This is a genomic window from Streptomyces sp. NPDC059917 (genome assembly GCF_042730635.1).
In the GTDB taxonomy this organism is placed as follows: Bacteria; Actinomycetota; Actinomycetes; order Streptomycetales; family Streptomycetaceae; genus Streptomyces.
In genome coordinates, this window is the sequence record NZ_JBHWLC010000046.1 from 25,313 (window position 1) to 49,132 (window position 23,820).

The following is a 23,820-nucleotide window of genomic DNA, read 5'->3' on the forward strand; positions in this document are numbered from 1 at the left end:
ACTGTACAACAGCTGGGGGGGTGAGGTCGAACCCGATCACGGCGCCGTCACGGCGCCAGGGCGTCGACCGCCTTCACGATGCGCTTGTCGGAGACCGGATAGGCCGTCCCGAGGGCGTGGGCGAAGTAGCTCACCCGCAGTTCCTCGATCATCCAGCGGATGTCCGTGACCGCCGTCGGCACCGGCCGGCCCTGGGGCAACTGCTCCAGCAGCCAGGCGTACTCGTCCTGCATCTCGTGGACCTTCTCCATGCGCGTGGTGTCGCGCTGGACCGAGGTCGGCATCTGCTGCAGGCGCCGGTCGGCCGCCACCAGATAGCGCATCAGGTCGGGCAGCCGCCGCAGCCCGGTGAGGGTCACGAAGCCGGCCGGCACCAGGGCCGCCAGCTGCTTCTGCACGTCCTGCACGTTCTTGACCAGGGTCAGGCTGTTCGTCGCCTTCAGACGGCGCTCACAGGCCTGCCAGGCGGCCAGCACCTGCTGCACCTGGGCGACCGTGCGTACGGTCGTGTCCACCAGGTCGGTCCGCACCGCGTCGTAGAGCTTGCGGAAGCCCGCCTCGTCCCAGGCGGGCCCGCCGTGGTCGGCGATCAGCTTGTCGGCCGCCGCCGTCGCGCAGTCCTCGAAGAGAGCCTGGATGGAGCCGTGCGGATTGCGGGAGAGCGCCAGCTTCGCCTGGTTGCCCAGCTTGTCCGAGGCGAACTTGGCGGGGTTCACCGCGATGTTGAGCAGGATCAGCCTCCGGGTCCCGCGCCACATCGCCAGCTGCTGCTCGGCCTCCGTGTCGAAGAGCCGTACGGAGACGCTCGCGCCCGCGTCCACCAGCGCCGGATAGGCCTTCACCGGCTGGCCCGCCCGCCGGGTCTCGAAGACCTTGGTCAGGGTGCCGATCGTCCAGTCCGTCAGCCCGGTCCGCTCGATGGTCTCGCCGCCCGCGCGCTCGGCGGTCGCCGCGGCGGCCTGGGAGAGCGCCTGGCGCGCCTTGGGCCGCAGGCGCAGCCGCAGGGCCTCCAGGTCCTTGTCCTCGGCGAGGTTCTTGCGGCGCTCGTCGACGATCCGGAAGGTGATCTTGAGGTGGTCGGCGATCCGGCTGAGGTCGAAGTCCTCGGCCGTGACCGGGACCCCGACCATCCGCTTCAGCTCGCGCGCGAGCGTCACCGTCAGCGGCTCCTGGAGCGGTACGGCGGTGTCCAGGAAGCGGGTCGCGAAGTTCGGCGCGGGCACGTAGTGCCGGCGGATCGGCTTGGGCAGCGAGCGGATCAGCTCGGTGACGATCTCCTCGCGCAGGCCCGGGATCTGCCAGTCGAAGCCCTCGTCCGTGACCTGGTTCAGCACGGTCAGCGGGACGTGCACGGTCACGCCGTCCGCGTCCGCGCCCGGCTCGAACTGGTAGGTCACCCGGAACTTGAGCGGGCCCTGGCGCCAGGAGTCCGGATAGTCGTCCTTGGTGACCCCGGCGGCCTTCTCGGTGAGCAGCATCTCGCGCTCGAAGTCGAGCAGCTCCGGCTCGTCCCGCTTCTTGTGCTTCCACCAGGAGTCGAAGTGCGCGCCCGACACCACGTGTTCGGGGATCTTCTGGTCGTAGAAGTCGAAGAGGGTCTCGTCGTCGACCACGATGTCCCGGCGCCGGGCCCGGTTCTCCAGCTCCTCGACCTCGGTCAGCAGCTTGCGGTTGTCGGCGTAGAACTTGTGGTGCGTGCGCCAGTCGCCCTCGACCAGCGCGTTGCGGATGAAGAGCTCGCGCGAGACCTCGGCGTCGATCCGGCCGTAGTTGATCTTCCGCTGGGCGACGATGGGGACGCCGTACAGCGTGACCTTCTCGTACGCCATCACCGCCGCCTGGTCCTTCTCCCAGTGCGGTTCGCTGTACGTGCGCTTGATCAGGTGCTGGGCCAGCGGCTCGACCCATTCGGGCTCGACCTTCGCGTTGACCCGCGCCCACAGCCGAGAGGTCTCCACCAGCTCCGCGGACATGACGAATTTCGGCTGCTTCTTGAACAGCGCCGAACCGGGGAAGATCGCGAACTTCGCGGAGCGCGCGCCCAGGTACTCGTTCTTGTCGGTGTCCTTGAGCCCGATGTGCGACAGCAGACCGGCCAGCAGCGACACGTGGATGTGCTGCTCGGGGGCATCTGCCTCGTTGACGTGGATGCCCATCGTCTTGGCGACCGTGCGCAGCTGCGAGTAGATGTCCTGCCACTCGCGGATCCGCAGGAAGTTCAGGTACTCCTGCTTGCACATCCGGCGGAAGGAGGAGGAGCCGCGCTCCTTCTGCTGCTCGCGGACGTAGCGCCACATGTTGAGGAACGAGAGGAAGTCGCTGGTCTCGTCCTTGAACCGGGCGTGGTTCTGGTCGGCCTGCGTCTGCTTGTCCGAGGGCCGCTCGCGCGGGTCCTGGATCGACAGGGCGGCGGCGATGACCATGACCTCGCGCACGCAGTTGTTCTTGTCCGCCTCGACCACCATGCGGGCCAGGCGCGGGTCCACGGGCAGCTGGGACAGCTGGCGGCCCATCGGGGTGAGCCGCTTGGTGTGGTCCTTCTCCGCCGGGTCGAGCGCGCCCAGCTCCTGGAGCAGTTGCACGCCGTCGCGGATGTTGCGGTGGTCCGGCGGGTCGATGAAGGGGAACTTCTCGATCTCGCCGAGGCCCGCCGCGGTCATCTGGAGGATGACGGAGGCGAGGTTGGTGCGCAGGATCTCGGCGTCCGTGAACTCCGGGCGCGAGAGGAAGTCGTCCTCGGAGTACAGGCGGATGCAGATGCCGTCCGAGGTGCGGCCGCAGCGGCCCTTGCGCTGGTTGGCGCTGGCCTGCGAGATCCGCTCGATCGGCAGCCGCTGCACCTTGGTGCGGTGGCTGTAGCGGGAGATGCGGGCGTTGCCCGGGTCGATCACGTACTTGATGCCCGGGACGGTCAGCGAGGTCTCGGCGACGTTGGTCGCGAGCACGATGCGCCGGCCCGTGTGCTGCTGGAAGACGCGGTGCTGCTCGGCGTGCGAGAGCCGGGCGTAGAGGGGGAGCACCTCGGTGAAGCGCAGGTTTCGCTTGTTCAGGGCGTCCGCCGTGTCGCGGATCTCGCGCTCGCCCGAGAGGAAGACCAGGACGTCGCCCGGCCCCTCGGACTGGAGCTCGTCGACGGCCTCGCAGATCGCGGTGATCTGGTCGCGGTCGCTGTCGTCGCCGTCCTCTTCCAGGAGCGGGCGGTAGCGCACCTCGACCGGGTACGTACGGCCGCTGACCTCGACGATCGGGGCCTCGCCGAAGTGCCGGGAGAAGCGCTCGGGGTCGATCGTTGCCGAGGTGATGATCACCTTGAGGTCGGGGCGCTTGGGCAGCAGCGTGGCCAGGTACCCGAGCAGGAAGTCGATGTTCAGCGACCGCTCGTGGGCCTCGTCGATGATGATCGTGTCGTAGGCGCGCAGCTCGCGGTCCGTCTGGATCTCCGCGAGGAGGATGCCGTCGGTCATCAGCTTCACGAAGGTCGCGTCCTGGTCCACCTGATCGGTGAACCGGACCTTCCAGCCGACGGTCTGGCCGATCTCGGACTTCAGCTCCTCGGCGATCCGCTCCGCGACCGTGCGGGCGGCGATCCGGCGGGGCTGGGTGTGCCCGATCATGCCCCGGACGCCGCGCCCCAGCTCCATGCAGATCTTGGGGATCTGCGTGGTCTTGCCGGAGCCGGTCTCGCCCGCGACGATCACGACCTGGTGGTCGCGTATCGCCTCGGCGATCTCGTCCTTCTTCTGGCTGACCGGAAGGTTCTCGGGATAGGTGACCTCGGGCATGCGCGAGGCGCGGCCGGCCAGACGCGCGGCGGCCTTCTCGGCCTCCGCGGCGATCTCGTCGAGCACGGCCTGCTTGGCCTCGGGCTTACGGATGCGGCGGGCGCCTTCGAGGCGGCGGCCGAGGCGGTGCGCGTCGCGGAGGGAGATCTCACCGAGAAGCGTCTGCAGGGCGGCGAAGGAAGTAGACATACCTGGTCGAGGATCTCACCCGTGGGCGTCGGGTGGCGAACGCATTTGTGGGGCGGCCCCGTACCATTTCCGGACGAGTCACCCCAAGTAACCACGTCCTTCCTGTGAGAGGCCCGCCATGTCCCGCCCCGGTCCGCGCCTGTGGTGCCTGTGGGGCGCCGTTCTCGCGGTGCTGCTGGGGTGTGCGGCGCAGGTACCGGCCCGGTCGCCCGCCCCCGCGGCCGCCCCCGCGACGGCCGCCGCGTTCGCCCGTGCCGCGGACGGCCCGGTCGGGACCCGCGCCACCGCGGACCCGCAGGCGTCACCCGACCGGGGCCCCTCCTGCGCACCGGGCGACCCCGACCGCGGGCGGGTGCCCGCGCTCCCGCTGCGCGGGCCCGGGGACCACGGCTGCGCACCGCTGGCGCGGTGCGCCCCGGAACAGGTCGACCACGCCCGGGGCGACCCCGTACGAGCGCCCGCGCGCGGGCCGGACCGGCCGGCGCCGGGGCCGCTGGAGCTGTCCGTGATGCGGGTCTAGGAGGACGGCCGTCCCCGGTCCGTCCCCGTCCCTTCCCGTACGTCACTCCGGAGCACCCGCATGTCCCCTTCCCAAGGTTCGCCGCGTCCGTCCCGCAAGCCCCTGCTGATCAGCGCCGGGGTCGCGGTCGCCGCCGTCACCCTCGGCATCGTCTCCTGGCAGGCCACCTCCACCGAGGACGCCGCCGCCACGCGCTCCTCCTCGTCCGCGTCCGCGCCCGAGGTCCCCGACGCCAGGGCCGAGCTGATGAAGCTGGCCCGCCGCGACGCGAACGACAAGCTCACCACCGGGCGCGCCGACGCGCCCGTCGTCCTCATCGAGTACTCCGACTTCAAGTGCGGCTACTGCGGCAAGTTCGCCCGCGACACAGAACCCGAACTGGTGAAGAAGTACGTCGACGCCGGCACCCTGCGCATCGAATGGCGCAACTTCCCGATTTTCGGCGCCGAGTCCGAGGCCGCCGCGAAGGCCGCCTGGGCCGCCGCCCAGCAGGACCGCTTCGCCGCCTTCCACGCCGCCGCCTACGCGGACGGCGCCAAGGAGAAGGGCTTCGGCGAGGCCCGCCTGCTGGAGATCGCCAAGGAGGCCGGGATCCCCGACCTGGACCGCTTCGCGAAGGACATGGGCGGCGAGCAGGCGGCGGCGGCCGTCGCCAAGGACCAGGAGGAGGGCTACCGCATCGGTGTCACCTCCACCCCGTCCTTCCTGGTCAACGGGCAGCCGATCGCGGGCGCCCAGCCGGTCTCCGCCTTCGACGCGGCCATCGCCAAGGCCGAGCGGGACGCGCGGGCGGCGGCCGCGAAGTGAGCGACATCGGATACCTGGCCGCCCTCCTGGGCGGCCTCCTCGCGCTGCTCAGCCCGTGCAGCGCGCTGTTGCTGCCCGCCTTCTTCGCCTACTCCATCGATTCCACGTCCCGACTGCTGGCCCGCACCGGGATCTTCTACGCCGGGCTCGCGACCACCCTGGTCCCGCTGGGCGCGGCCGGTTCGTACGCGGGCCGCTTCTTCCACGGCAACCGGGACGCCCTGGTCCTCTTCGGCGGCTGGCTGATCATCGCGCTCGGCCTGGCGCAGGTGCTCGGCATGGGCTTCGCCCCGCGCCGGATCTCCGAGCTGTCGGGGCGGATCCGCCCGACGACCGCGCTGTCCGTGTACGCGCTGGGCGCGGTCTACGGGCTGGCCGGCTTCTGCGCCGGGCCGATCCTGGGCAGCGTTCTCACCGTCGCGGCCGTGAGCGGCAGCCCGGTCTACGGCGGTCTGCTGCTCGCGGTGTACGCGCTGGGGATGGCCCTGCCGCTCTTCCTGCTGGCCCTGCTCTGGGAGCGGTTCGACCTCGGGCGGCGGCGCTGGCTGCGCGGCCGGGTGGTCCGGGCGGGCCGCTTCGAACTGCACACCACCACGCTGGCGTCCGGCCTGTTCTTCATCGCGCTGGGCGCGATGTTCCTGGCGTACGACGGGGCGAGCGCCCTGCCGGGGCTGCTGGACGTGGACGACTCGTTCGCCGTGGAGGAGCGGGTGCGCTCCGTCGCGGACGCGGTGCCGGACTGGGCGCTGCTCGGGCTGGTCGCGGTCGGGGCGCTGGTCGCGGGCCTGGCGCAGTGGCGCCGCAGGGCCCGGACCGCCGACGGGGCGGAGCCGGAGGAGGGATGACGCAGAAGGCCCCGTCCGATGGACGGGGCCTTCTATCTGGTGGCTGGGGCCGGGGTCGAACCGGCGACCTATCGCTTTTCAGGCGATCGCTCGTACCAACTGAGCTACCCAGCCACGAAACTCTTACGAGCTTCAGCGAACCTGACGGGACTTGAACCCGCGACCTCCACCTTGACAGGGTGGCGAGCTAACCAACTGCTCCACAGGTCCTTGCTATGTGCGAGCGCAAGTCTCGCACATGGTGTTGCGTACCCCCAACGGGATTCGAACCCGTGCTACCGCCTTGAAAGGGCGGCGTCCTGGGCCACTAGACGATGAGGGCTAAAGGCCCGCCTAGGCACTTTCCAGCGCGTCGGGGACGTGAGAAGCATATGGGATCGGGGCGGCGATCGCCAAAACGGTTTCCCCCGCCCGATCCGCGGGTCCGCCGCCCCGGCCTGCGGGTCAGCCCCAGCCCAGCTCGTGGAGGCGTTCGTCGTCGATGCCGAAGTGGTGGGCGATCTCGTGCACGACGGTCACGGCGACCTCGTGCACCACGTCGTCGGGCACCTCGCAGTAGCGCAGGGTCGGGCCCATGTAGATGGAGATCCGGTCGGGCAGCACCCCGGCGTACCACTCGCCGCGCTCCGTGAGCGGCGTCCCCTCGTAGAGGCCCAGCAGTTCCGGATCGTCCGCGGGAGGTTCGTCCTCCACGAACACGGCCACGTTGTCCATCACCCGGGTCAGCTCGGGCGGGATCCGGTCCAGGGCCTGGGCCACCAGCTCTTCGAAGTCGTCGCGCGTCATCTGCAGCACCCGCCCATTGTCCGGGAGCCGGGCGCCGACCGGGAGGGATGCGCCCCGGCGCGTGAGAATGGGCCGCATGGAAATCCCCGTGGGAGACCCGGTGGGGGCGAGCGCCCCGCCGGAGCGGCAGGGTCCGGTGCTCGCCGCCGTCTCGGCGGGAGGCGTGCTCGGGGCCTCGGCCCGCTACGGGCTCGCGCTGCTGTGGCCGGCCGCGCCCGGGGCGTTCCCCTGGGCGACCTTCTGGACCAACGTGATCGGCTGCGCGCTGATCGGCGTCCTGATGGTGCTCGTCGCGGAGGACGGGCGCACCGGGCCGCACCCGCTGCTGCGGCCCTTCCTCGGGGTGGGCGTGCTCGGCGGCTTCACCACCTTCTCCACCTACGCCCTCGACGTCGAGCGGCTGCTGGACGGGGGCGCGGCCGGTACGGCCCTGGCCTACGCCGGGGCCACGCTGGCCGGGGCGCTGGGCGCGGTGTGGGCGGCGGCGGCGATCACCCGGCGCGCGGTGGACGGGATGGTGCGGGCGTGAACTGGCTGCTGGTGGTGATCGGCGCGGCCGTCGGGGCGCCGCTGCGCTATCTGACGGACCGCGCGGTGCGGCCGCGGCACGACTCGGTCTTCCCCTGGGGGACGTTCGTGGTGAACGCCCTCGGGTGCCTGGTGCTCGGCGCGCTGACCGGGGCGACGCTCGCGGGGGCGGCCTCCTCGCGGGTGGGCCTGCTCGTGGGGACGGGCCTGTGCGGGGCTCTGACGACCTATTCGACGTTCTCCTACGAGACCCTCCGACTGGCCGAACGGGGCTGGAAGTTCCTCGCGGTGGCGAACGTGGCCGCGTCCGTGCTGGTCGGACTGGGCGCCGTACACCTCGGGTCGCAGGTGGCGCGGGCGCTGGCCGGGGGCTGAGCGCGGGGGCGCGCGCAGCCGGTGGCGCAAGGGGCGTGTCTCTTACGGGGCAAAGAGAGTTGGACACATTGACCCGTTCACCGCGGAACCCTGCCCTGTCCCGGAGGTGCCACCCGTGCGCCACTTGTCCGCTTCGGTCCGACTGGCCGTCGCCACCCTCGCGCTCGCGGCCACGGCGGGCTGCATGAGCGTCGGCGCCGACGCCGCCAAGCCCGGCGCGACCTCCCCGGCCGGTCGCCGGGGAGCCGCCGCCGACTCCGAGGGCGCCTCCTCGGGGAGCCGGGGCGGCGGGGCGCACGGCAGCGGGCACGACAAGAAGGGCGGGGCGGGCGACAAGGGGAGCGCCGTGGGCCCCGACGGGAAGGCCCTGCCCCCGGGCGCCTCGGCCAGTCCAGGCGCCGTGACGGCGGGACTGCCCGGCGGCCCCTCGCCGTCGGCCGGACCGGGCGCGGCGGCCGGTGGGGGCACGGGCGGACCGGCGGGCCCCGGCCCCGGGACCCAGCTGCCGCCCTCGGCGGGCGGGACGACCGCGGGGGCGGGCGGCACGGGCGGGGGCTCCCAGCCCTCTCCCACGCCCCCGTCGGAGCCGACTCCGCCTGTGACTCCGCCCACGTCCGCGGCCCCTTCGCCGGAGCCCTCGGTGAGTCCCGTGGTGTAGTCCGGCGCCCTCTCCGGGCCCTGCCGCACGGGTGCGCGTCATGCGTACTCCCGTTCGACGCAGTGACGTTCTTGCAGGTCAGCCGCTTCCTCGTGGGGGTGACTTGCCAGAGTGGGGGGAGGGTGCGTATGGTTATAGATCGTTTGATCCCATTGCCCGGCGCCGAATCCGAAGAGCGCCGCGTGGCGCGTACTCTCCCCTACCGTGGCTGACCGCATTGAGGCGGTCGATTTGCGATTCACGGAGTTTGGGCGCGTGCCGAGACTCCGGAAGGTTTCGCATTTCGCATGTCCATTTCCAGTTCTGACCGTCCCGTCATGCCCGAGAACGACTCCATCGACGCCGTGCAGGCCGTCGAGTCCGTCGAGATCGTCGAAGCCGTCGACACCCACGTGATCGACCCGACCGTCACCGACTCGCTCGCCGCCGACATCGATGCAATTGAGGCCGACATGACGAACGACCAGTCCATCGACGCCGTTGCCGCCGACGAGGCCGCCGACGCCGAGCCCACGATCACCTTCGGCGACCTCGGTCTGCCGGACGGGATCGTCCGCAAGCTCGCGCAGAACGGTGTCACCGCCCCCTTCCCGATCCAGGCCGCGACCATCCCGGACGCCCTGGCCGGCAAGGACATCCTCGGCCGTGGCCGCACCGGCTCCGGCAAGACCCTCTCCTTCGGTCTGCCCACCCTGGCCGTCCTGGCCGGTGGCCACACCGAGAAGAAGAAGCCCCGCGCGGTCATCCTGACCCCGACCCGCGAGCTCGCCATGCAGGTCGCCGACGCGCTCCAGCCGTACGGTGACGTGCTCGGCCTGAAGCTCAAGGTCGTCTGCGGCGGTACCTCGATGGGCAACCAGATCTACGCCCTGGAGCGCGGCGTCGACGTCCTCGTCGCCACCCCGGGCCGTCTGCGCGACATCATCAACCGCGGCGCCTGCTCGCTCGAGAACGTCCAGGTCGCCGTCCTCGACGAGGCCGACCAGATGTCCGACCTGGGCTTCCTGCCCGAGGTCACCGAGCTGCTCGACCAGATCCCCGGCGGCGGCCAGCGCATGCTCTTCTCCGCCACCATGGAGAACGAGATCGGCACGCTCGTCAAGCGTTACCTGTCGAACCCCGTCACCCACGAGGTCGACAGCGCGCAGGGCAACGTCTCGACCATGAGCCACCACGTCCTCGTCGTGAAGCCGAAGGACAAGGCGCCGGTCACGGCCGCCATCGCCGCCCGCAAGGGCCGCACGATCATCTTCGTCCGCACCCAGCTGGGCGCCGACCGCATCGCCGAGCAGCTCATCGAGTCCGGCGTGAAGGCCGACGCGCTGCACGGCGGCATGACGCAGGGTGCCCGCACCCGCGTCCTGGAAGACTTCAAGAAGGGCTACGTCAACGCGCTCGTCGCGACCGACGTCGCCGCCCGCGGCATCCACGTCGACGGCATCGACCTGGTCCTGAACGTGGACCCGGCCGGCGACCACAAGGACTACCTGCACCGCTCGGGCCGTACCGCCCGCGCCGGCAAGTCGGGTGTCGTGGTCTCGCTGTCCCTGCCGCACCAGCGCCGCCAGATCTTCCGCCTGATGGAGGACGCGGGCGTCGACGCCTCGCGCCACATCGTCGGCGGTGCGGGCGCGTTCGAGCCCGAGGTCGCCGAGATCACCGGTGCCCGCTCGCTGTCCGAGGTCCAGGCCGACTCCGCGAACAACGCCGCGAAGCAGGCCGAGCGCGAGGTCGCCGACCTCACCAAGCAGCTGGAGCGCGTCCAGCGCCGCGCCGTGGAGCTGCGCGAGGAGGCCGACCGCCTCGTCGCCCGTTCCGCCCGTGAGCGCGGCGAGGACCCGGAGGCCGCCGTGGCCGAGGTCGCCGAGGCCGCCGAGGCGGAGGTCGCGGCCGAGGCCGCAGCCGCCGCTGCCGCCGCCGAGGCGCAGGCCGTCCAGCGCCGTGACGAGCGCGGCAGCTACGAGCGTCGCGACGACCGCGGCGAGCGCAGCGGCCGTGGTGGCTTCAACCGTGACGACCGCGGTGACCGCGGTGGCGACCGTGGCGGCTTCCGCTCCGGTGGCGACCGTCGTGACGACCGTCCGTCCGGTGGCTTCCGCCGCGACGACCGCCCCTCCGGTGGCTTCCGCTCCGGTGGCGACCGTCGTGACGACCGTCCGTCCGGTGGCTTCCGCCGCGACGACCGTCCCTCGGGCGGCTTCCGCTCCGGTGGCGACCGTCCGACCGGTGGTGGCTTCCGTCGTGACGACCGTCCGTCCGGTGGTTTCCGTCGCGACGACCGTCCCTCGGGTGGCTTCAACCGTGACGACCGCGGTGGCGACCGCCCCTCCGGCGGCTTCCGCTCCGGTGGCGGCGACCGCCCCTACGGCCGTCGTGACGACCACCGTCCGTCGGGCTCCGGCTCCGGCTCCTTCGGTGGCGGCGCCGGCCGCCGCGACGACAAGCCGCGCTGGAAGCGCAACGGCTGATCGTCGGCACCTGTGACACCTGACGCCTGACCCCAGGCGTCCGCTCGGCCCCCACGGCACTCCGGTGCGGTGGGGGCCGAGTGCGTTTCCGGGGCTAGAGGCCGCCGGTGAAGAGGATCGCGTTCGGGCTGCTCTTGCTGAGCTTCTTCAGGACGTCCTTGGTGGACCCCTCCTCCAGGAAGTCGGCGAGCTCGCCCGGGTCCGCCTTGGGGTGGGCCTGCTTGTAGAGGACCGCGGCGCCGGTGACGTGCGGCGCCGCCATGGAGGTGCCGTTCAGGGAGACCGATCCGCCGCCGAGCTTCGCGGAGAGGATGTCCTCACCGGGTGCGTAGAGCTCCACGGCCGTACCCCAGTTGGAGAAGTCGGTCTCCTCGTCGTACTTGTTGGAGGCGGCGACGGTCACGACCCGGTCGGCGGAGGCCGGGGAGACGAAGCCGGCGTCCTTGGCGTCGTTGCCCGCCGCGAGGACGGGCAGGACCCCCGCGTCGGACAGGGCGGTCGCCGCGTCGTTGAGGGCCTGGGACTTGTCGCCGCCCAGGGATCCGTTGAGGACGGCGGGCTGCTTGGCGTTCTTCGCGACCCAGTCCAGCCCGGCGATCATCCCGGAGTACTCGCCCTTGCCCGCGCAGTCGAGGACCCGGACGCTGACGACGTTCGCCTTGGACGCCACCCCGTAGGTCTTGCCCGCGACCGTGCCCGCGACGTGCGTGCCGTGGCCGTTGCAGTCCAGGCCGTCCCGGCCGTCGCCCACGGCGTCGAAGCCGAAGGTGGCGCGGCTGTGGTCGGGACCGCCGAACTCCGTGTGCTTGTAGTCGATGCCGGTGTCCAGGATGTAGGCGGTCACCCCGGCGCCGTTGCCCTCGGTGGTGAAGTTGCCGTCGAGCGGCAGTTGCTTCTGGTCGATCCGGTCCAGGCCCCAGGCCGCGGCCGGGCCGCGGGGCGCGGAGCGGCTCGGGACGCCCTCCGACGCGGGCGAGGAGAGCTTCGAGTCCTCCTCGACCGACTTCACCCCCAGGCTGTTGCGGACGATCGTCAGCTGGACCGGGGTCAGCGGGACGGCGAAGCCGTTGAGGGCCTTGGTGTAGAGGAAGGTCGGCTTCACGCCCAGCTTCTCGGCCGCCTTGGCGGGGTCCACGAGCTTGTCGAGGGTGACGATGTACTTGCCGGCCACCGGGTTGCCCGAGCGGATCAGCGGCGCCGGGTTCGGCTCCGGTGCGGCGGTGGATGAAGCGGCGGTCGCCAGCGGGGCGGCGAGGGCGAGGGCCGCGGTGACGGTGGCCGCGAGCACGAGCTTGCTGCGAGTGGTCATGGCGCGCAGGGCATCATGCAGAAACGATAATGTACTAGGACATTCTTGCGGATTCCGGTTATCTCACCCGGCTGGCCTTTCGAGCGGCCTTTGTATCGGCCGTGCATCGGGGACCGCTTGGTCGACCATCGGATCGGCCCGCCCGGCCCTGCGGGACGGCGTCCGAGGTCGGTGCCCGCCTATCGTTCTTCGCGGGCGGTACGTCCGCCCGCGCCGCCCGAACCAGGAGCCGTCTGCAGTGTCGTCCTCCGTGTCGTCCTCGCCCGAGCCCCCCGTGCGCGTGCTCCTCGTGGAGGACGACGACCTGATGCGCCGCTCCTTCACCATCGCCCTGGAGCGCTACGGCTACGCGATGCGGGCCGCCGCCGACGGGCTGAGCGGGCTGGAGCTCTTCCGCGCCGAAGCCTTCGACCTGCTGGTCCTGGACGTGATGCTGCCCGGCCTGGACGGGATCGGCCTGTGCCGCAAGGTCCGGGAGACCAGCCTCGTACCGATCCTGATGATGTCGGCCCGCGGCGACGGGCTCGACGTCGTCGCCGGTCTGGAGGCCGGGGCGGACGACTACGTGGTCAAGCCCGTGGACACCTACGTGCTCGTGGCCCGCATCCGTTCGCTGCTGCGCCGCGCGACCTACGCGCCCGCCCCGGCCCCGGGCCGACCCGCGGACCCTGAGGGGGAGGTGCTCGTCTTCGGGGACCTGACCATCGACACCGGCGGCCTGGAGGTCTCCCTCGCCGGCAGCCCGGTGGCGCTCACCCCGACCGAGCTGCGGCTGCTGCTGGAGTTCGCCGCCCACCCCGGCATCGTGCTGGAGCGGCACACGCTGCTGCGCGAGGTGTGGGAGTACGGCTGGGACGGCGACAGCCGGGTCGTGGACCTGTGCGTGCAGCGGCTGCGCGGCAAGGTCGGCCGGGACCGGATCGAGACGGTCCGCGGCTTCGGCTACAAGTTCAGGCGGTGAGCGGGGTGAGCGGGGTGAGCGGGGTGAGCGCGGTGAGCGCCCCGCGCGGTCTGCCGCTGCGGTGGAAGATCGCCGCGCTGGCCGCCACCACGGCGTGCCTGGTGGCAGTGGCGGTGGGCCTGCTGGTGCACGTGTGGACCAAGCACGAGATCCGCCACCGGGCCGAGCGCAACGCCTTCAACGGCATCTACGCGGCCATGGACGCCTACCGGCGCACCGGCACCCTCACGAACGGCGCCCGGCTCGACCCGCCCGACCTGCCCTACGCGCTGCGCGCCCCGGACGACGGCGAGCGGCACGTCTCCTACGGCGGGAACCTGCCCGGCAGCATGGACCCGACGGTCTGGGGCGCGCAGCGGACCGGCGGCCCGGGCAGCCCCGTACTGGCCGTACAGGTCGCCATCACCAACGACTTCGCCGACCTGTACCGCCTCGACGCGACCATGGCGGTGGCCTCGCTGATCGCCCTCGCGGTGACCACCCCGCTGGCCTTCTACGGCGCCGGGCTGCTCGGGCGGCGGCTGGGGCGGGTCTCCGAGACCGCGGCCCGCATCTCCGCCGGGGACCTGGACGCCCGTACCGGTCCCACCAGGGGCGGTGACGAGGTCTCCGACATCGCCGCGACCGTCGACCTGATGGCGGACACCCTCAGCCGCAGGCTGCGCGACGAACGCCGCTTCACCGCCGACGTGGCCCACGAGCTGCGCACCCCCGTCGGCGGGCTGCTGGCCGCGGCCGACCTGCTGCCGGCGGGCGAGACGGAGGACCTGCTGCGGGCCCGGGTGCGCGACCTGCGGGGCCTGGTCGAGGACCTGCTGGAGATCTCCCGGCTGGACGCGGGCGCCGAGCGGCCGGTCCGCGCCCGGGTCCCGCTCGCCGCGGTGGTCGCGGAGGCGGTGGCCCGTACGGGCTTCGACGCCGAGGTCACCGCGGCCGACGGCGCCGGCATGACGGTGGAGACGGACCCGCGCCGCCTCGAACGGATCGTCGCCAACCTCGTCGTCAACGCGCACCGGCACGGGGGCGCGCCCGTGCGGGTCACCGTCGACGCGGGGGCCCGTACGGTCGTCGTGCGCGACCACGGCGGCGGCTTCCCCGCGGACCTGCTGGCCGGCGGCCCGCGCCGCTTCCACACCGGCGCCGCCGAGCGCGGTACGGGCCACGGGCTCGGCCTGACCATCGCCGTGGGCCAGACCCAGGTCCTCGGCGCCGAACTGCTCCTGGAGAACGCGCCGGACGGCGGCGCCGTCGCCACCCTGCGACTGCCCGCCTGAGGTCGCGCGCCCCTACACGACCGGTACGCGGTGGAGCGGCGGCCGATACACGACGGACCGGGCGCCGATACGTTCCCCGGACACCCTTCGGAGTGCACCTTCCGCGCCCGTAGAGGAGTCCTTCGTGACCGCCGAACCCCTTGCCCCGTACGCACCGCACGCGAGCCCCGGGACGGCGGCCGCCACCACGGACCTGACCAAGGTCTACGGCAGCGGCGACACCCGCGTCGTCGCCCTGGACCGGGTCAGCGTCTCCTTCCGGGAGGGCGAGTTCACCGCGATCATGGGCCCCTCCGGCTGCGGCAAGTCGACCCTGATGCACTGCGCCGCCGGGCTCGACTCCTTCAGCTCGGGATCCGTGCGCATCGGGACCACCGAACTGGGCGCGCTGAACGACCGCCAGCTCACCCAACTGCGCCGCGACCGGATCGGGTTCGTCTTCCAGGCCTTCAACCTGCTGCCCACGCTGACCGCGCTGGAGAACATCACGCTGCCGCTGACCGTCGCGGGTCGGCGCCCCGACCGGGCCTGGTTGGACCGGGTCGTCGCCATGGTCGGCCTCTCCCAGCGCCTCGGCCACCGGCCCGGCGAGCTCTCCGGCGGGCAGCAGCAGCGCGTCGCGGTGGCCCGGGCGCTGGTCTCCCGCCCCGCGATCGTCTTCGGCGACGAGCCCACCGGCAACCTCGACTCGCGGTCCGGGGCCGAGGTCCTCGGCTTCCTGCGGGATTCGGTGCGCGAGCTGGGCCAGACCGTGGTCATGGTCACCCACGACCCGATCGCCGCCGGGTACGCGGACCGGGTGCTCTTCCTCGCCGACGGACGCCTCGTCGACGAGATGGCGCGGCCCACCCCGGAGCGGGTCCTGGACCGGATGAAGGCGCTCGACACCCGCGCGCACACCGTCGGCTGACCGCCCGGAACGGCACCGCCCGCCCGTCCGCCCGCTCGCACCCGCCGAGCCCGCACCCCTCACAGGACCCGCACCCCATGTTCCGAACCGCCCTGCGCAACGTGTTCGCGCACAAGGCCCGCCTGGCGATGACCGCGTTCGCGGTCATGCTCGGCGTCACCTTCATCACCGGCAGCCTCGTCTACGGCGACAGCGCGAACCGCGCCACCACCGCCCGGGTGACCGACGGCTTCCGCGGCATCGACGTCAGCGTCTCCGCCCGGGCCACCGGCGCGGCCGGCGGACCGCCAGCGGTCGTCGACGCCGCGACCGTGGCCGCCCTGGCCAAGATCGAGGGCGTCGCCACCGCCTCGGGCCGGGTGAACGGCTTCGCCGCCGTCGCCGACCGCGGCGGCCGCCTGATCGGCAGCGGCTCGCAGCACAAGGCCGGGAACCACACCCCGGGACCGGACGGGAAGGACCCCGCCTACCACTTCGTCCAGGGCTCCGGCCCGACCCGCGACGACGCGATCGCCCTCGACGAGAAGACCGCCGCGAAGGGCGGCTACCGCGTCGGCGACCGCGTCCGCGTCGGGACGAACGAGGGCGCCGCCGGCTACACCCTCAGCGGAATCTTCCGCGCCGACGGGCCCGAGACGGCCACCGGCGACAGCCTGACGCTGTTCACCGACGCCACCGCCCAGCGGCTCCTGCTCCAGAGCGGCCGCTTCGAGAGCGTCGTGCTGACCGCCGCGCCCGGCACCAGCCCCCAGCAGCTGCTCGGCCGGGTCGAGGCGAAGCTGCCGCAGGGCCTCGGCGCGATCACCGGAGCCCAGCTCGCCCGGATCAAGACCAACACGGCCACCGGCGACAGCAGCACCATGAGTCAGATCCTGCTCGGCTTCGCCGCGGTCGCCCTCTTCGTGTCCACCTTCCTCATCTCCAACACCTTCACCATGTTGGTCGCCCGGCGTACCAGGGAGCTGGCCCTGCTGAGGGCCGTCGGCGCCTCGCGCCGGCAGGTGCGCCGCATCCTGCTGACCGAGACCCTGCTCGTCGGCGCGATCGCCTCCGCGGCGGGCATCGCCCTGGGCACCGGCGTCGCCTCGGTGCTCCAGAACGCCTTCGCCACCGACAGCGAGCCGGCCGCCCCGCTGGTCCTCACCCCGACGACCGTGATCGTGGCCCTGCTGGTCGGCACCGCGCTGCCGATGGTCTCCGCCTGGCTGCCGATCCGCCGGGCCATGGCCATCCCGCCCGTCGCCGCGCTCGCCGCGGCCGAGCCCGCGGCGCCCGCGCGCACCGCCTCCCTGCGCACCGGCCTCAGCGCCGCGCTCGCGCTCACCGGCGCCATCGCCGTGGTCTACGGCGCGCTCAGCACCGCGGAGGACAACCGGCTCGTCATCGGCTGCGGCGCGGCCCTCACCCTGGCCGGGGCGATCGGCTTCGTGCCGCTGCTGTCGCGGCCGTTCGTCGCCCTCCTGCGGCCGCTGCTGACCCGGATCTCCCCGGTGTACGGGGACCTCGCCGCCCGCAACACCGTGCGCGACCCGCGGCGCACCGGAGCCACCGCGGCCGCGCTCGCCATCGCCCTCACCCTCGCCTCCGGCCTGTCCGTCATGGGGGCCTCGGCCACCCAGTACCTCGACGGGGCGACCACCCGCGACTTCGCCGCCGACTACCTGCTGAAGCCCGCCGAGGGCGCCGCGGGGCTGACCCCGGCCACCGCGGCCCCGCTCGCCAAGGTGCCCGGTCTCGCCTTCAGCCCGCTCAACCTCTCCACCCAGTACCGGCTGGCGGGCGCCCAATCCGTACTGACGGGCGTGGACCCGACCACCATCGGGCGCCTGCTGCACTACGACGTGATCGAGGGCTCCCTGGACGTCCTGGGCAAGGGCCAGGTCGCCGTGGCCGACTTCAAGGCGAAGAAGGAGGGCTGGCACGTCGGCCAGGTCCTCCCGCTGGAGCGCACCGAGACCCGGCAGGGCGTCGACACGGCGCAGGGCGCGGGAACCCGGCGCGGCTCCGTCACCATCGGCGCGATCTACCGGGCGGACGAGCAGAGCAAGCTGATGCCGAGCATCACCGCCCCCGACTCGCTCGTCGCCCGCTACGACACCGCCCCGACCACCGACGCCGTCCTGATCGCCACCTCCGGCGGGGCCGACCGGGCCGCGCTCGGCAAGGTCACCCGCGCCCTCGGCGACAACCCCGCCCTGGCCGTCCTCGACGAGGCGGACCTCCAGGCCCGGGAGAGCGGCGACATCGGCAAGCAGGTCAACGTCTTCTACGCCCTGCTCAGCATGGCCCTGGCGATCGCGGCCCTCGGCATCGCCAACACGCTCGCCATGTCCGTACTGGAACGGCGCAGGGAGATCGGCACCCTGCGGGCCCTCGGCGTGGACCGCCGCGGGGTGGTCCGGATGATCCGCCTGGAGGCCCTCGTCCTCGGCGCGCTCGGCGCCACGATCGGCACCGTCCTCGGCGTCTTCCTCGGCTGGGCGCTCAGCAACACCCTCCAGGAGAACGTCGTGGGCTACGCCCTGGTCATCCCCTGGGGCCGCCTCGCGCTCGGCGTGCTCATCGCCATGACGGGCGCGCTGCTCGCCTCGCTCTGGCCCGCCCGCAGGGCGTCCCGCGTCGACATCCCGGCGGCGATGACCGAGCAGTAGCCCGCGCCCCGCGGCCCGCCCCGGAAACGAACGAGCGCCCCACCTGGCCGAAACCAGGTGGGGCGCTCTGCGAGCTGTAGGCCATGTCGGACTCGAACCGACAACCAACGGATTAAAAGTCCGCTGCTCTGCCAATTGAGCTAATGGCCCGCGGAGTGCTCACCCCAGAGCATAGCCGGAGAGGGACGCGAGGCCGATCGGGTATCGCCCGGAGTGGCTCCGGCGGTTTCCCGCCACGATCCGTTCGGGCGAACGGCCGGGTGCGGGTGCCGGGTTCGTGGGGGAAGCGTCGCCCGATGCGTCAACCCCGTGCGGGGGAGTCGAGTTAGGCGTCCGCGGTGCGCGGCCAGTCGGTCAGCAGGGCGTGCAGGGCGGCGGTGATCCGGCTCCAGGACTCGGGGACGGCGCGCGGGTGGCCGAAGGAGCCGGTGGCCTCCAGGGCCGCGAAGCCGTGGAAGGTGCTGCGCAGCAGCCGGACCGCGTCGGTGAGGTCGGGTTCGGGCAGCGCGTAGGAGTGCAGCATCGACGCCGTGAGCCCGATCATCCGCTGGTGCCCGGGCGAGGCGGCGACCACGTCGGGCGGGAGCCGCAGCTGGGTGGCGGCGTACCCGCCGGGGTGCGTGAGGGCGTAGGTGCGGTAGGCGTCGGCGAAGGCGGTCAGCGCCTGCTCCCCGGCGCGGCCGGCCAGGGCCTCGCCGAGCCGGTCGGCGAAGTCGGCGGCCGACCGCAGGGCGAGGCGGGTGCGCAGGTCGTCGAGGCCGCGGATGTGGGAGTAGAGGCTGGCGTCCTTGACGCCGAAGCCGCGGGCCAGGGCGGAGACGGTGACCTGGTCGAGGCCCGCGGAGTCCGCCAGCTCGGCGGCGGCTTCGACGATCCGGTCGGGGGTCAGGCCTGCTCGGGACAACGCCGGCTCCTTGGGTAGGTCTCTGTAATCAGCGATAAGTATTAATCATTTGCCTAGGTGTCCTAGGTAAATCTACCGTGGGTGTCATGAAGGCACTGACCGAGAAGGACATCCGGGGCTCGTTCGTGAACTGCTCCAAGGGCGAGGCGGCCCGGATCCCGCTGCCGCGGGACCTCGCCACCCGGCCGTGGGAAGACCTCGACTTCCTCGGCTGGCGCGACCTGTCCGCCCCCGACCGCAGCTACCTGGTGACCGGCGGGTCCGACGGCGGCGGACCGGTCGGGGTGACGCTGCGCTTCCCGTCCGTCAAGCGCGGGGCGCTGCACCGCAGCATGTGCGGCCTGTGCCTGACGATCCACCCGGGCAGCGGCGTCTCGCTGATGACCGCTCGCAAGCGCGGCAAGGACGGCCGCGAGGGGAACTCGCTCGGCCTCTACATGTGCACCGACCTGGCCTGCTCGCTCTACGTGCGGGGCAAGAAGCTGCCGGAGCCGGGCGGCCGGTTCGAGGAGACGCTGACCGTGGACGAGCAGATCGCGCGGATGACGGGCAATCTGTCCGGGTTCCTGGCCAGGCTGTGAGGCCCCGGACGGCCCCCGGCCGTTAAGTGGTCGAGGGGCCGTCCCGGATGGCGTAGAGTTGGGTTTACCGACGCGGGGTGGAGCAGCTCGGTAGCTCGCTGGGCTCATAACCCAGAGGTCGCAGGTTCAAATCCTGTCCCCGCTACCAAAGCCCTCAGGGGCGAAGACGAAGGCCCGGATCCTCACGGATCCGGGCCTTCGTCGTTCCCGCGCTCGCGCGTGCCTCTCCCCGTGGGCCCCGTGGGCGCGGTTCACCCGGACGCCCCGGCCGCCTCGCCCGCCGCCGCCGGAGCCCACAGGCTGGGGGAGCGAGGCGGCAGCGGCCCGTGCCCGTGCGAGGGAGCCGGCAGGAGAACACCTTGGTGGGGCTGGGTCAGCAGGGCGATGAGAGCGGCGCGGCCGGCACCGGCGCGAACCGGTTGATCCGGCGCTTCGTGCGGACGCTCCCGGTGCTGCTCGTCCTCCTCGGTCTGGTCTTCGACCTGGCCACCCCGCCCAACTACACGGGCTCGCCCTTCTTCTCCGCGGCCCCGCTGGTCGCCGCGCCCCTCTTCGCCCTCGGTACGACCGTGCTGACCGGCGCCTTCGCCTCGCTCGCGGTGGTCGCGCTGCACGTCCACCACGGCACCACCTGGCGGGCCGAGGCCGTCACCGAGCTGGTCACCGTCCTGACCGTCTCGGTGCTCGCCATCCTCATCAACCGGGTGGTCCGGCGCAGCGGCGCCCAGCTCGCCTCCGCGCGCGGCATCGCCGAGGCGGCCCAGCGCGCGGTCCTGCCGACCCCCGCCGATCGGATCGGCGGCCTGCACATCGCGGCGCGATACGTGGCGGCGGAGGCGGACGCCTTCATCGGCGGGGACCTGTACGCCGTACAGGACACCCCGTACGGCGTGCGGCTCGCCGTGGGCGACGTACGGGGCAAGGGGCTGGGCGCGGTGGAAGCGGTCGCGGTGGTCCTCGGGGCCTTCCGGGAGGCGGCCGAGCAGGAACCCGCGCTGGAGGGGGTGGCCCGGCGCCTGGAGCGGGCGCTGGCCCGCGAGGGCAACCGGCGCGACAGTCTGGACGCCGTCGAGGGGTTCACGACCTGCGTGCTGGCCGAGATCCCGCGCGGGACCGGGACCCTGCGGATCGTGAACCGGGGGCATCCCGAACCGCTGCTGCTCGGCCCGGACGGCTCCTTGGCGGTGCTGCACCCGGGCGAACCGGCGCTGCCGCTGGGCATGGGGGAGCTGGGCAGTTGGCCCGACCGGGCCGAGGAGTGGCCGTTCCCGGCCGGTGCGACCCTGCTGCTGCACACCGACGGGCTGAGCGAAGCCCGGGACGGGGCGGGGGAGTTCTACGATCCGCCGGCCCGGCTGCGGGGGCGGATCTTCCCGGGCCCCGAGGAGGTGCTGGACGCGCTCATCACCGACGTGCGTCGCCACACCGGCGGCGGGGCGACGGACGACCTGGCGCTGCTGGCGGTGGCCCGGCCGGGGGAGGGGCAGCCGACGCGGCGCAGGACGGTACCGGTGGTGCGGCGCGATGGCGGCGCGGTGTGACGGTGGCGCGGCGTGACGGTGGGTGAGCGAAAGGGCGCGCTCCGCAAGCCGTTTGACGGGTCGTCATGAAGAGTGTGTGGCTGGAGGTACACAAAAAGTGGTGCCCTTTTGCCACTGTTTGGCAGGCAGAGGGCGGGAAAGTCCAGGCCAAAGCCGGTCGCCGGATGGCCGATTGGTATGAACGATCAATCGCAACTGCTTGGAATCACTCCCTGGTGTCTATTACCGTTCGATAACGCAGCGCGGTCGCCACAACCGTCGCAAGAGACGGCACAGTGCGCGTGCGCGCGGATTTCGAGGAGTGTGCCCCGGTGCCGTCCCAACTGCCCGCCCCCGACGGCGTCGAGGTCCAGGAATCCCCCACTGCCGGCGCCTGGGGCGAGTGGAATCCGACCGAGGACTCGGCCCGCCCGGTGCGCGGCAAGCACCGCGTGGCGCGCCAGCGCGGCGGACTGGCCCGCAGCTCCACCGTGCTCGGGGTGGGCGTCATCGCGGCCGTCGGCGCGGGCGGCATCGCCACCGCGCAGGGCCGCCCGCAGGTGGCCATCAGCATCCCGTCGCTGGGCGACCTGACCGGATCCGACGACGCGGCGGGCGAGGGCGCGGGGCACGCCGGGGACGGTTCGGCGAACGGGATCGTCCGCGGCGGGGCCGAGGGCGCGCACCAGGGCTTCGACGCGGGCGCGGGTCAGGAGCGGCGGGCCTCCGGTTTCGACGCGGGCGAGGTGCTGCGCCACCGGATCCTGCAGCAGGCCGAGTCCCAGCAGGACGCCGCCGCGGCCACGGCCAGGGCGGAGGCCGAGCGGACCGCGCAGCAGGCCGCCGCCGAGGAGGCCAAGCAGAAGCAGGCCGCCACCGAGGAGGCGGCGCGCGCCAAGGCCGAGGCGAAGGCCAAGGCCGAGGAAGAGGCGAAGGCCAAAGCGGCCGCGGCGCAGCAGCGGTCCGCCGACGCGGGCCCGGCCGCCTCCGGCCCGTCCGGTTCCACGGCCGCGACCACCGGCGGGTACGCGCTCCCCACCTCGGCCTACACCCTGACCTCGCACTACGGCGACGCCGGCTCGATGTGGTCCTCCGGCATGCACACCGGGCTCGACTTCGCCGCGCCGACCGGCACTCCGGTCAAGGCGGTGCACGACGGGAAGATCATCTCCGCGGGCTGGTCCGGCTCGTACGGCTACCGGATCGTGCTCCAACTCTCCGACGGCACCGAGGTCTGGTACTGCCACCTCTCCTCGATGTCGGTGACCTCGGGCACGGTCTCCACCGGCGAGACCATCGGCCGGGTCGGAGCCACCGGCAACGTCACCGGACCCCACCTCCATCTGGAAGTGCGTACGGACGGGGCGACGCGTGACCCGCTGGCGTGGCTCCAGGGCAAGGGCCTGAACGTCTAGGAGCGGGAACGGGAACGGCGGCGGGAGCCGCAACCGCGGTCGCGGTCGCGGCCGCTGCCGCTGCCGCTGCCGCTGCCGCTTCCGGGGGGTGGGCGACCTGCCCCGGCGGCCCCGCCCACAGCTCCTCCATGACGGCCGCCCTGGCCAGCACCGGGCCCGCCGATGCCCGGGCCCGCCAGAGCCGCTCCAGCAACTCCCGCTCCCGGTCCACGAAGTCCGCCACGCGCCGCGGACCGCCGCTACGGGCCCCGTCGCGCAGCAGGGCGAGGGCCGCCGCGTCCGCCGTGTAGGCGGCGACCGCCCGGGCCGCCGGCCGTCCGCCCGCGCTCCGGGCCAGTGCCCGGGCCAGCGCCCGGGCGGGCACCGACGCGAGCGCGGCCGCCTCCGCGGCGCCGAGCCATCCGGCGCCCGCGTAGACCCGCAGCTCGCGCGCGACCGCGCGCAGTTGACCGCGCCGGATCCGCACGGCCAGCCCCACCAGCGCCCCGAAGACCGGAACCATCACGCAGCCGTAGACGACGTAGAAGCCGTACGCGCCCAGCTCGGACGAGCTGTTCCACAGGGCGTGCGCGCCCATGGCGAGCCCCAGCCCCAGCGGCGGCAGCCAGGTCCGCACCGGGCGGCGGGCGCTGCGCGCGGCCAGCCCCAGGCCGAGCCCGGTCAGCGCGGTGAACAGCGGGTGGGCGAAGGGCGACAGCATGATCCGGACGAAGAAGGTGGCCGCCGTCGTGGAGTCGAGCACGGTGGTGCCGCTGTCCAGGTCCTCGCCGAAGGCGTTGCCGAGGTAGAGGATGTTCTCGGTGAAGGCGAAGCCCGTGGCGGTGAAACCGGCGAGGACCAGCCCGTCCGCGGGACCGGTGAAGTGCCGTCTTCGGAAGGTGAACACCAGCAGCAGGGCGGCCGCCTTCGCGCTCTCCTCGACGACGGGGGCGACCGCCACCGAGCCGAGCCGGTCGGCGGCGGAGGGATCGGTGGCGGCCGCGGCCATCCACTCGCTCGCGAAGTTGTTGGCCACTATGGCGATCAGCGCCGCGGTGCAGGCCCCCCACCCCGCGCAGAACAGCAGCCGGGACCAGGGCAGCGGCGCGGCCCGCCCCAGCCACCGGAACGCCGCCATGAGCGGCGCCACCGGGAGCAGCGCCAGCCCGAGCCCGACGAAGAAGCCGGCGGTGCCGGTCTGTTCCCGCACGAGCTCCAGGATGGCCACGCCGGACAGGGTCACGCAGGAGAGCAGGGCGACGAGCACGCACGTGCGGACCGCGCCCGACGGACGTGCGAGCACACCGGGGAGCGCTCGGAACACGTCATCACCCTAGCGAGCGGGTCCGACACGCGCA

The 23,820-nt window shown here is 72.9% G+C and carries 19 protein-coding genes and 5 tRNA genes; 15 read left to right on the forward strand and 9 right to left on the reverse strand.

What is annotated here, in order from left to right; all coding sequences use genetic code 11:
* Positions 1-47 precede the first annotated feature (47 nt).
* Entirely contained in the window at positions 48-3,971 is a 3,924-nt protein-coding gene (hrpA, locus tag ACFWAR_RS24930) for an ATP-dependent RNA helicase HrpA (protein WP_385781071.1), read from the reverse strand.
* 118 nt (positions 3,972-4,089) lie between these two features.
* Between hrpA and ACFWAR_RS24935 the strand changes: the two genes are divergently transcribed.
* The 3 genes from ACFWAR_RS24935 to ACFWAR_RS24945 are packed head-to-tail and all read left to right on the forward strand — an operon-like array spanning position 4,090 to position 6,143.
* The gene (locus ACFWAR_RS24935; protein WP_385781074.1) at positions 4,090-4,491 is read left to right on the forward strand and encodes a hypothetical protein; all 402 of its coding nucleotides are present in this window, start codon (positions 4,090-4,092) and stop codon (positions 4,489-4,491) included.
* A 60-nt stretch (positions 4,492-4,551) separates the two neighbouring features.
* Entirely contained in the window at positions 4,552-5,298 is a 747-nt protein-coding gene (locus tag ACFWAR_RS24940) for a DsbA family protein (protein ID WP_385781077.1), read from the forward strand.
* Positions 5,295-6,143: a cytochrome c biogenesis CcdA family protein gene (locus ACFWAR_RS24945; RefSeq protein WP_385781079.1), complete on the forward strand. Its 849-nt coding sequence runs from the start codon at positions 5,295-5,297 to the stop codon at positions 6,141-6,143. The genes ACFWAR_RS24940 and ACFWAR_RS24945 overlap by 4 nt, the downstream gene beginning before the upstream one ends.
* A 37-nt stretch (positions 6,144-6,180) precedes the next feature.
* Here the strand turns inward: ACFWAR_RS24945 and ACFWAR_RS24950 are convergent.
* The 4 genes from ACFWAR_RS24950 to ACFWAR_RS24965 form a co-directional block, all read right to left on the reverse strand.
* Positions 6,181-6,257 (reverse strand) — tRNA-Phe (locus tag ACFWAR_RS24950).
* Positions 6,258-6,279: 22 nt separating this feature from the next.
* Positions 6,280-6,353, reverse strand: a tRNA-Asp gene (locus tag ACFWAR_RS24955).
* A 39-nt stretch (positions 6,354-6,392) separates the two neighbouring features.
* Positions 6,393-6,465 (reverse strand) — tRNA-Glu (locus tag ACFWAR_RS24960).
* A 122-nt stretch (positions 6,466-6,587) separates the two neighbouring features.
* Complete coding sequence (locus tag ACFWAR_RS24965; protein WP_385781081.1) at positions 6,588-6,938, reverse strand: metallopeptidase family protein; 351 nt, start codon at positions 6,936-6,938, stop codon at positions 6,588-6,590.
* 67 nt (positions 6,939-7,005) lie between these two features.
* Between ACFWAR_RS24965 and ACFWAR_RS24970 the strand changes: the two genes are divergently transcribed.
* From ACFWAR_RS24970 to ACFWAR_RS24985, 4 genes are all read left to right on the forward strand, one after another.
* Positions 7,006-7,458 carry a CrcB family protein gene (locus tag ACFWAR_RS24970; protein WP_385781084.1) on the forward strand — a complete coding sequence of 151 codons (453 nt, stop codon included), beginning with the start codon at positions 7,006-7,008 and terminating at the stop codon, positions 7,456-7,458.
* The gene (gene crcB / locus ACFWAR_RS24975; RefSeq protein WP_385781087.1) at positions 7,455-7,832 is read left to right on the forward strand and encodes a fluoride efflux transporter CrcB; all 378 of its coding nucleotides are present in this window, start codon (positions 7,455-7,457) and stop codon (positions 7,830-7,832) included. Before ACFWAR_RS24970 ends, crcB begins: the two co-directional genes overlap by 4 nt.
* A gap of 115 nt (positions 7,833-7,947) precedes the next feature.
* The gene (locus tag ACFWAR_RS24980; protein ID WP_385781089.1) at positions 7,948-8,490 is read left to right on the forward strand and encodes a hypothetical protein; all 543 of its coding nucleotides are present in this window, start codon (positions 7,948-7,950) and stop codon (positions 8,488-8,490) included.
* A 287-nt stretch (positions 8,491-8,777) separates the two neighbouring features.
* Positions 8,778-10,958 carry a DEAD/DEAH box helicase gene (locus tag ACFWAR_RS24985; RefSeq protein WP_385781091.1) on the forward strand — a complete coding sequence of 727 codons (2,181 nt, stop codon included), beginning with the start codon at positions 8,778-8,780 and terminating at the stop codon, positions 10,956-10,958.
* A gap of 94 nt (positions 10,959-11,052) precedes the next feature.
* Here the strand turns inward: ACFWAR_RS24985 and ACFWAR_RS24990 are convergent, their stop codons facing one another.
* Positions 11,053-12,267, reverse strand: coding sequence for a S8 family peptidase (locus ACFWAR_RS24990; protein ID WP_385781094.1), 1,215 nt, complete (start codon positions 12,265-12,267; stop codon positions 11,053-11,055).
* A gap of 238 nt (positions 12,268-12,505) precedes the next feature.
* Between ACFWAR_RS24990 and cseB the strand changes: the two genes are divergently transcribed.
* The 4 genes from cseB to ACFWAR_RS25010 all read left to right on the forward strand — a co-directional run bounded on the left by cseB (position 12,506) and on the right by ACFWAR_RS25010 (position 18,063).
* Positions 12,506-13,228, forward strand: coding sequence for a two-component system response regulator CseB (gene cseB / locus ACFWAR_RS24995; protein ID WP_385781097.1), 723 nt, complete (start codon positions 12,506-12,508; stop codon positions 13,226-13,228).
* Positions 13,225-14,502: an ATP-binding protein gene (locus ACFWAR_RS25000; protein ID WP_385781100.1), complete on the forward strand. Its 1,278-nt coding sequence runs from the start codon at positions 13,225-13,227 to the stop codon at positions 14,500-14,502. The genes cseB and ACFWAR_RS25000 overlap by 4 nt, the downstream gene beginning before the upstream one ends.
* A gap of 124 nt (positions 14,503-14,626) precedes the next feature.
* Positions 14,627-15,412, forward strand: coding sequence for an ABC transporter ATP-binding protein (locus tag ACFWAR_RS25005; protein ID WP_385781102.1), 786 nt, complete (start codon positions 14,627-14,629; stop codon positions 15,410-15,412).
* A 77-nt stretch (positions 15,413-15,489) separates the two neighbouring features.
* Positions 15,490-18,063, forward strand: a complete 2,574-nt coding sequence (locus tag ACFWAR_RS25010; protein WP_385781105.1) for an FtsX-like permease family protein — start codon at positions 15,490-15,492, stop codon at positions 18,061-18,063.
* Between the two features lie 77 nt (positions 18,064-18,140).
* Here ACFWAR_RS25010 and ACFWAR_RS25015 read toward each other — a convergent pair.
* Positions 18,141-18,213: transfer RNA gene (locus tag ACFWAR_RS25015), tRNA-Lys, on the reverse strand.
* Positions 18,214-18,388: 175 nt separating this feature from the next.
* Positions 18,389-18,967, reverse strand: coding sequence for a TetR/AcrR family transcriptional regulator (locus ACFWAR_RS25020; RefSeq protein WP_385781108.1), 579 nt, complete (start codon positions 18,965-18,967; stop codon positions 18,389-18,391).
* A gap of 86 nt (positions 18,968-19,053) precedes the next feature.
* Here ACFWAR_RS25020 and ACFWAR_RS25025 point away from each other — a divergent pair, with 86 nt between their 5' ends.
* The 4 genes from ACFWAR_RS25025 (at position 19,054) to ACFWAR_RS25040 (ending at position 22,483) form a co-directional block, all read left to right on the forward strand.
* Entirely contained in the window at positions 19,054-19,548 is a 495-nt protein-coding gene (locus ACFWAR_RS25025) for an FBP domain-containing protein (protein WP_385781111.1), read from the forward strand.
* Positions 19,549-19,619: 71 nt separating this feature from the next.
* Positions 19,620-19,696 (forward strand) — tRNA-Met (locus ACFWAR_RS25030).
* A 220-nt stretch (positions 19,697-19,916) separates the two neighbouring features.
* Positions 19,917-21,089 (forward strand): PP2C family protein-serine/threonine phosphatase, encoded by a 1,173-nt coding sequence (locus tag ACFWAR_RS25035; RefSeq protein WP_385781146.1) that lies wholly within the window; start codon positions 19,917-19,919, stop codon positions 21,087-21,089.
* Between the two features lie 311 nt (positions 21,090-21,400).
* A complete protein-coding gene (locus tag ACFWAR_RS25040) occupies positions 21,401-22,483 on the forward strand; it encodes a M23 family metallopeptidase (protein ID WP_385781114.1) in 1,083 nt (360 codons plus the stop codon).
* Here ACFWAR_RS25040 and ACFWAR_RS25045 read toward each other — a convergent pair.
* Positions 22,392-23,786 (reverse strand): PrsW family intramembrane metalloprotease, encoded by a 1,395-nt coding sequence (locus ACFWAR_RS25045; RefSeq protein WP_385781117.1) that lies wholly within the window; start codon positions 23,784-23,786, stop codon positions 22,392-22,394. The genes ACFWAR_RS25040 and ACFWAR_RS25045 overlap by 92 nt on opposite strands.
* Positions 23,787-23,820 lie beyond the last annotated feature (34 nt).

Bases quoted from the DNA above. Each gene is read 5' to 3' on its own strand.
- ACFWAR_RS24935 (WP_385781074.1), top strand. From the start codon at position 4,090: ATGTCCCGCCCCGGTCCGCGCCTGTGGTGCCTGTGGGGCGCCGTTCTC.
- ACFWAR_RS24970 (WP_385781084.1), top strand. From the start codon at position 7,006: ATGGAAATCCCCGTGGGAGACCCGGTGGGGGCGAGCGCCCCGCCGGAG.
- ACFWAR_RS24985 (WP_385781091.1), top strand. From the start codon at position 8,778: ATGTCCATTTCCAGTTCTGACCGTCCCGTCATGCCCGAGAACGACTCC.
- ACFWAR_RS25025 (WP_385781111.1), top strand. From the start codon at position 19,054: ATGAAGGCACTGACCGAGAAGGACATCCGGGGCTCGTTCGTGAACTGC.
- ACFWAR_RS24990 (WP_385781094.1), bottom strand. From the start codon at position 12,267: ATGACCACTCGCAGCAAGCTCGTGCTCGCGGCCACCGTCACCGCGGCC.
- hrpA (WP_385781071.1), bottom strand. From the start codon at position 3,971: ATGTCTACTTCCTTCGCCGCCCTGCAGACGCTTCTCGGTGAGATCTCC.
- ACFWAR_RS25010 (WP_385781105.1), top strand. From the start codon at position 15,490: ATGTTCCGAACCGCCCTGCGCAACGTGTTCGCGCACAAGGCCCGCCTG.
- ACFWAR_RS24940 (WP_385781077.1), top strand. From the start codon at position 4,552: ATGTCCCCTTCCCAAGGTTCGCCGCGTCCGTCCCGCAAGCCCCTGCTG.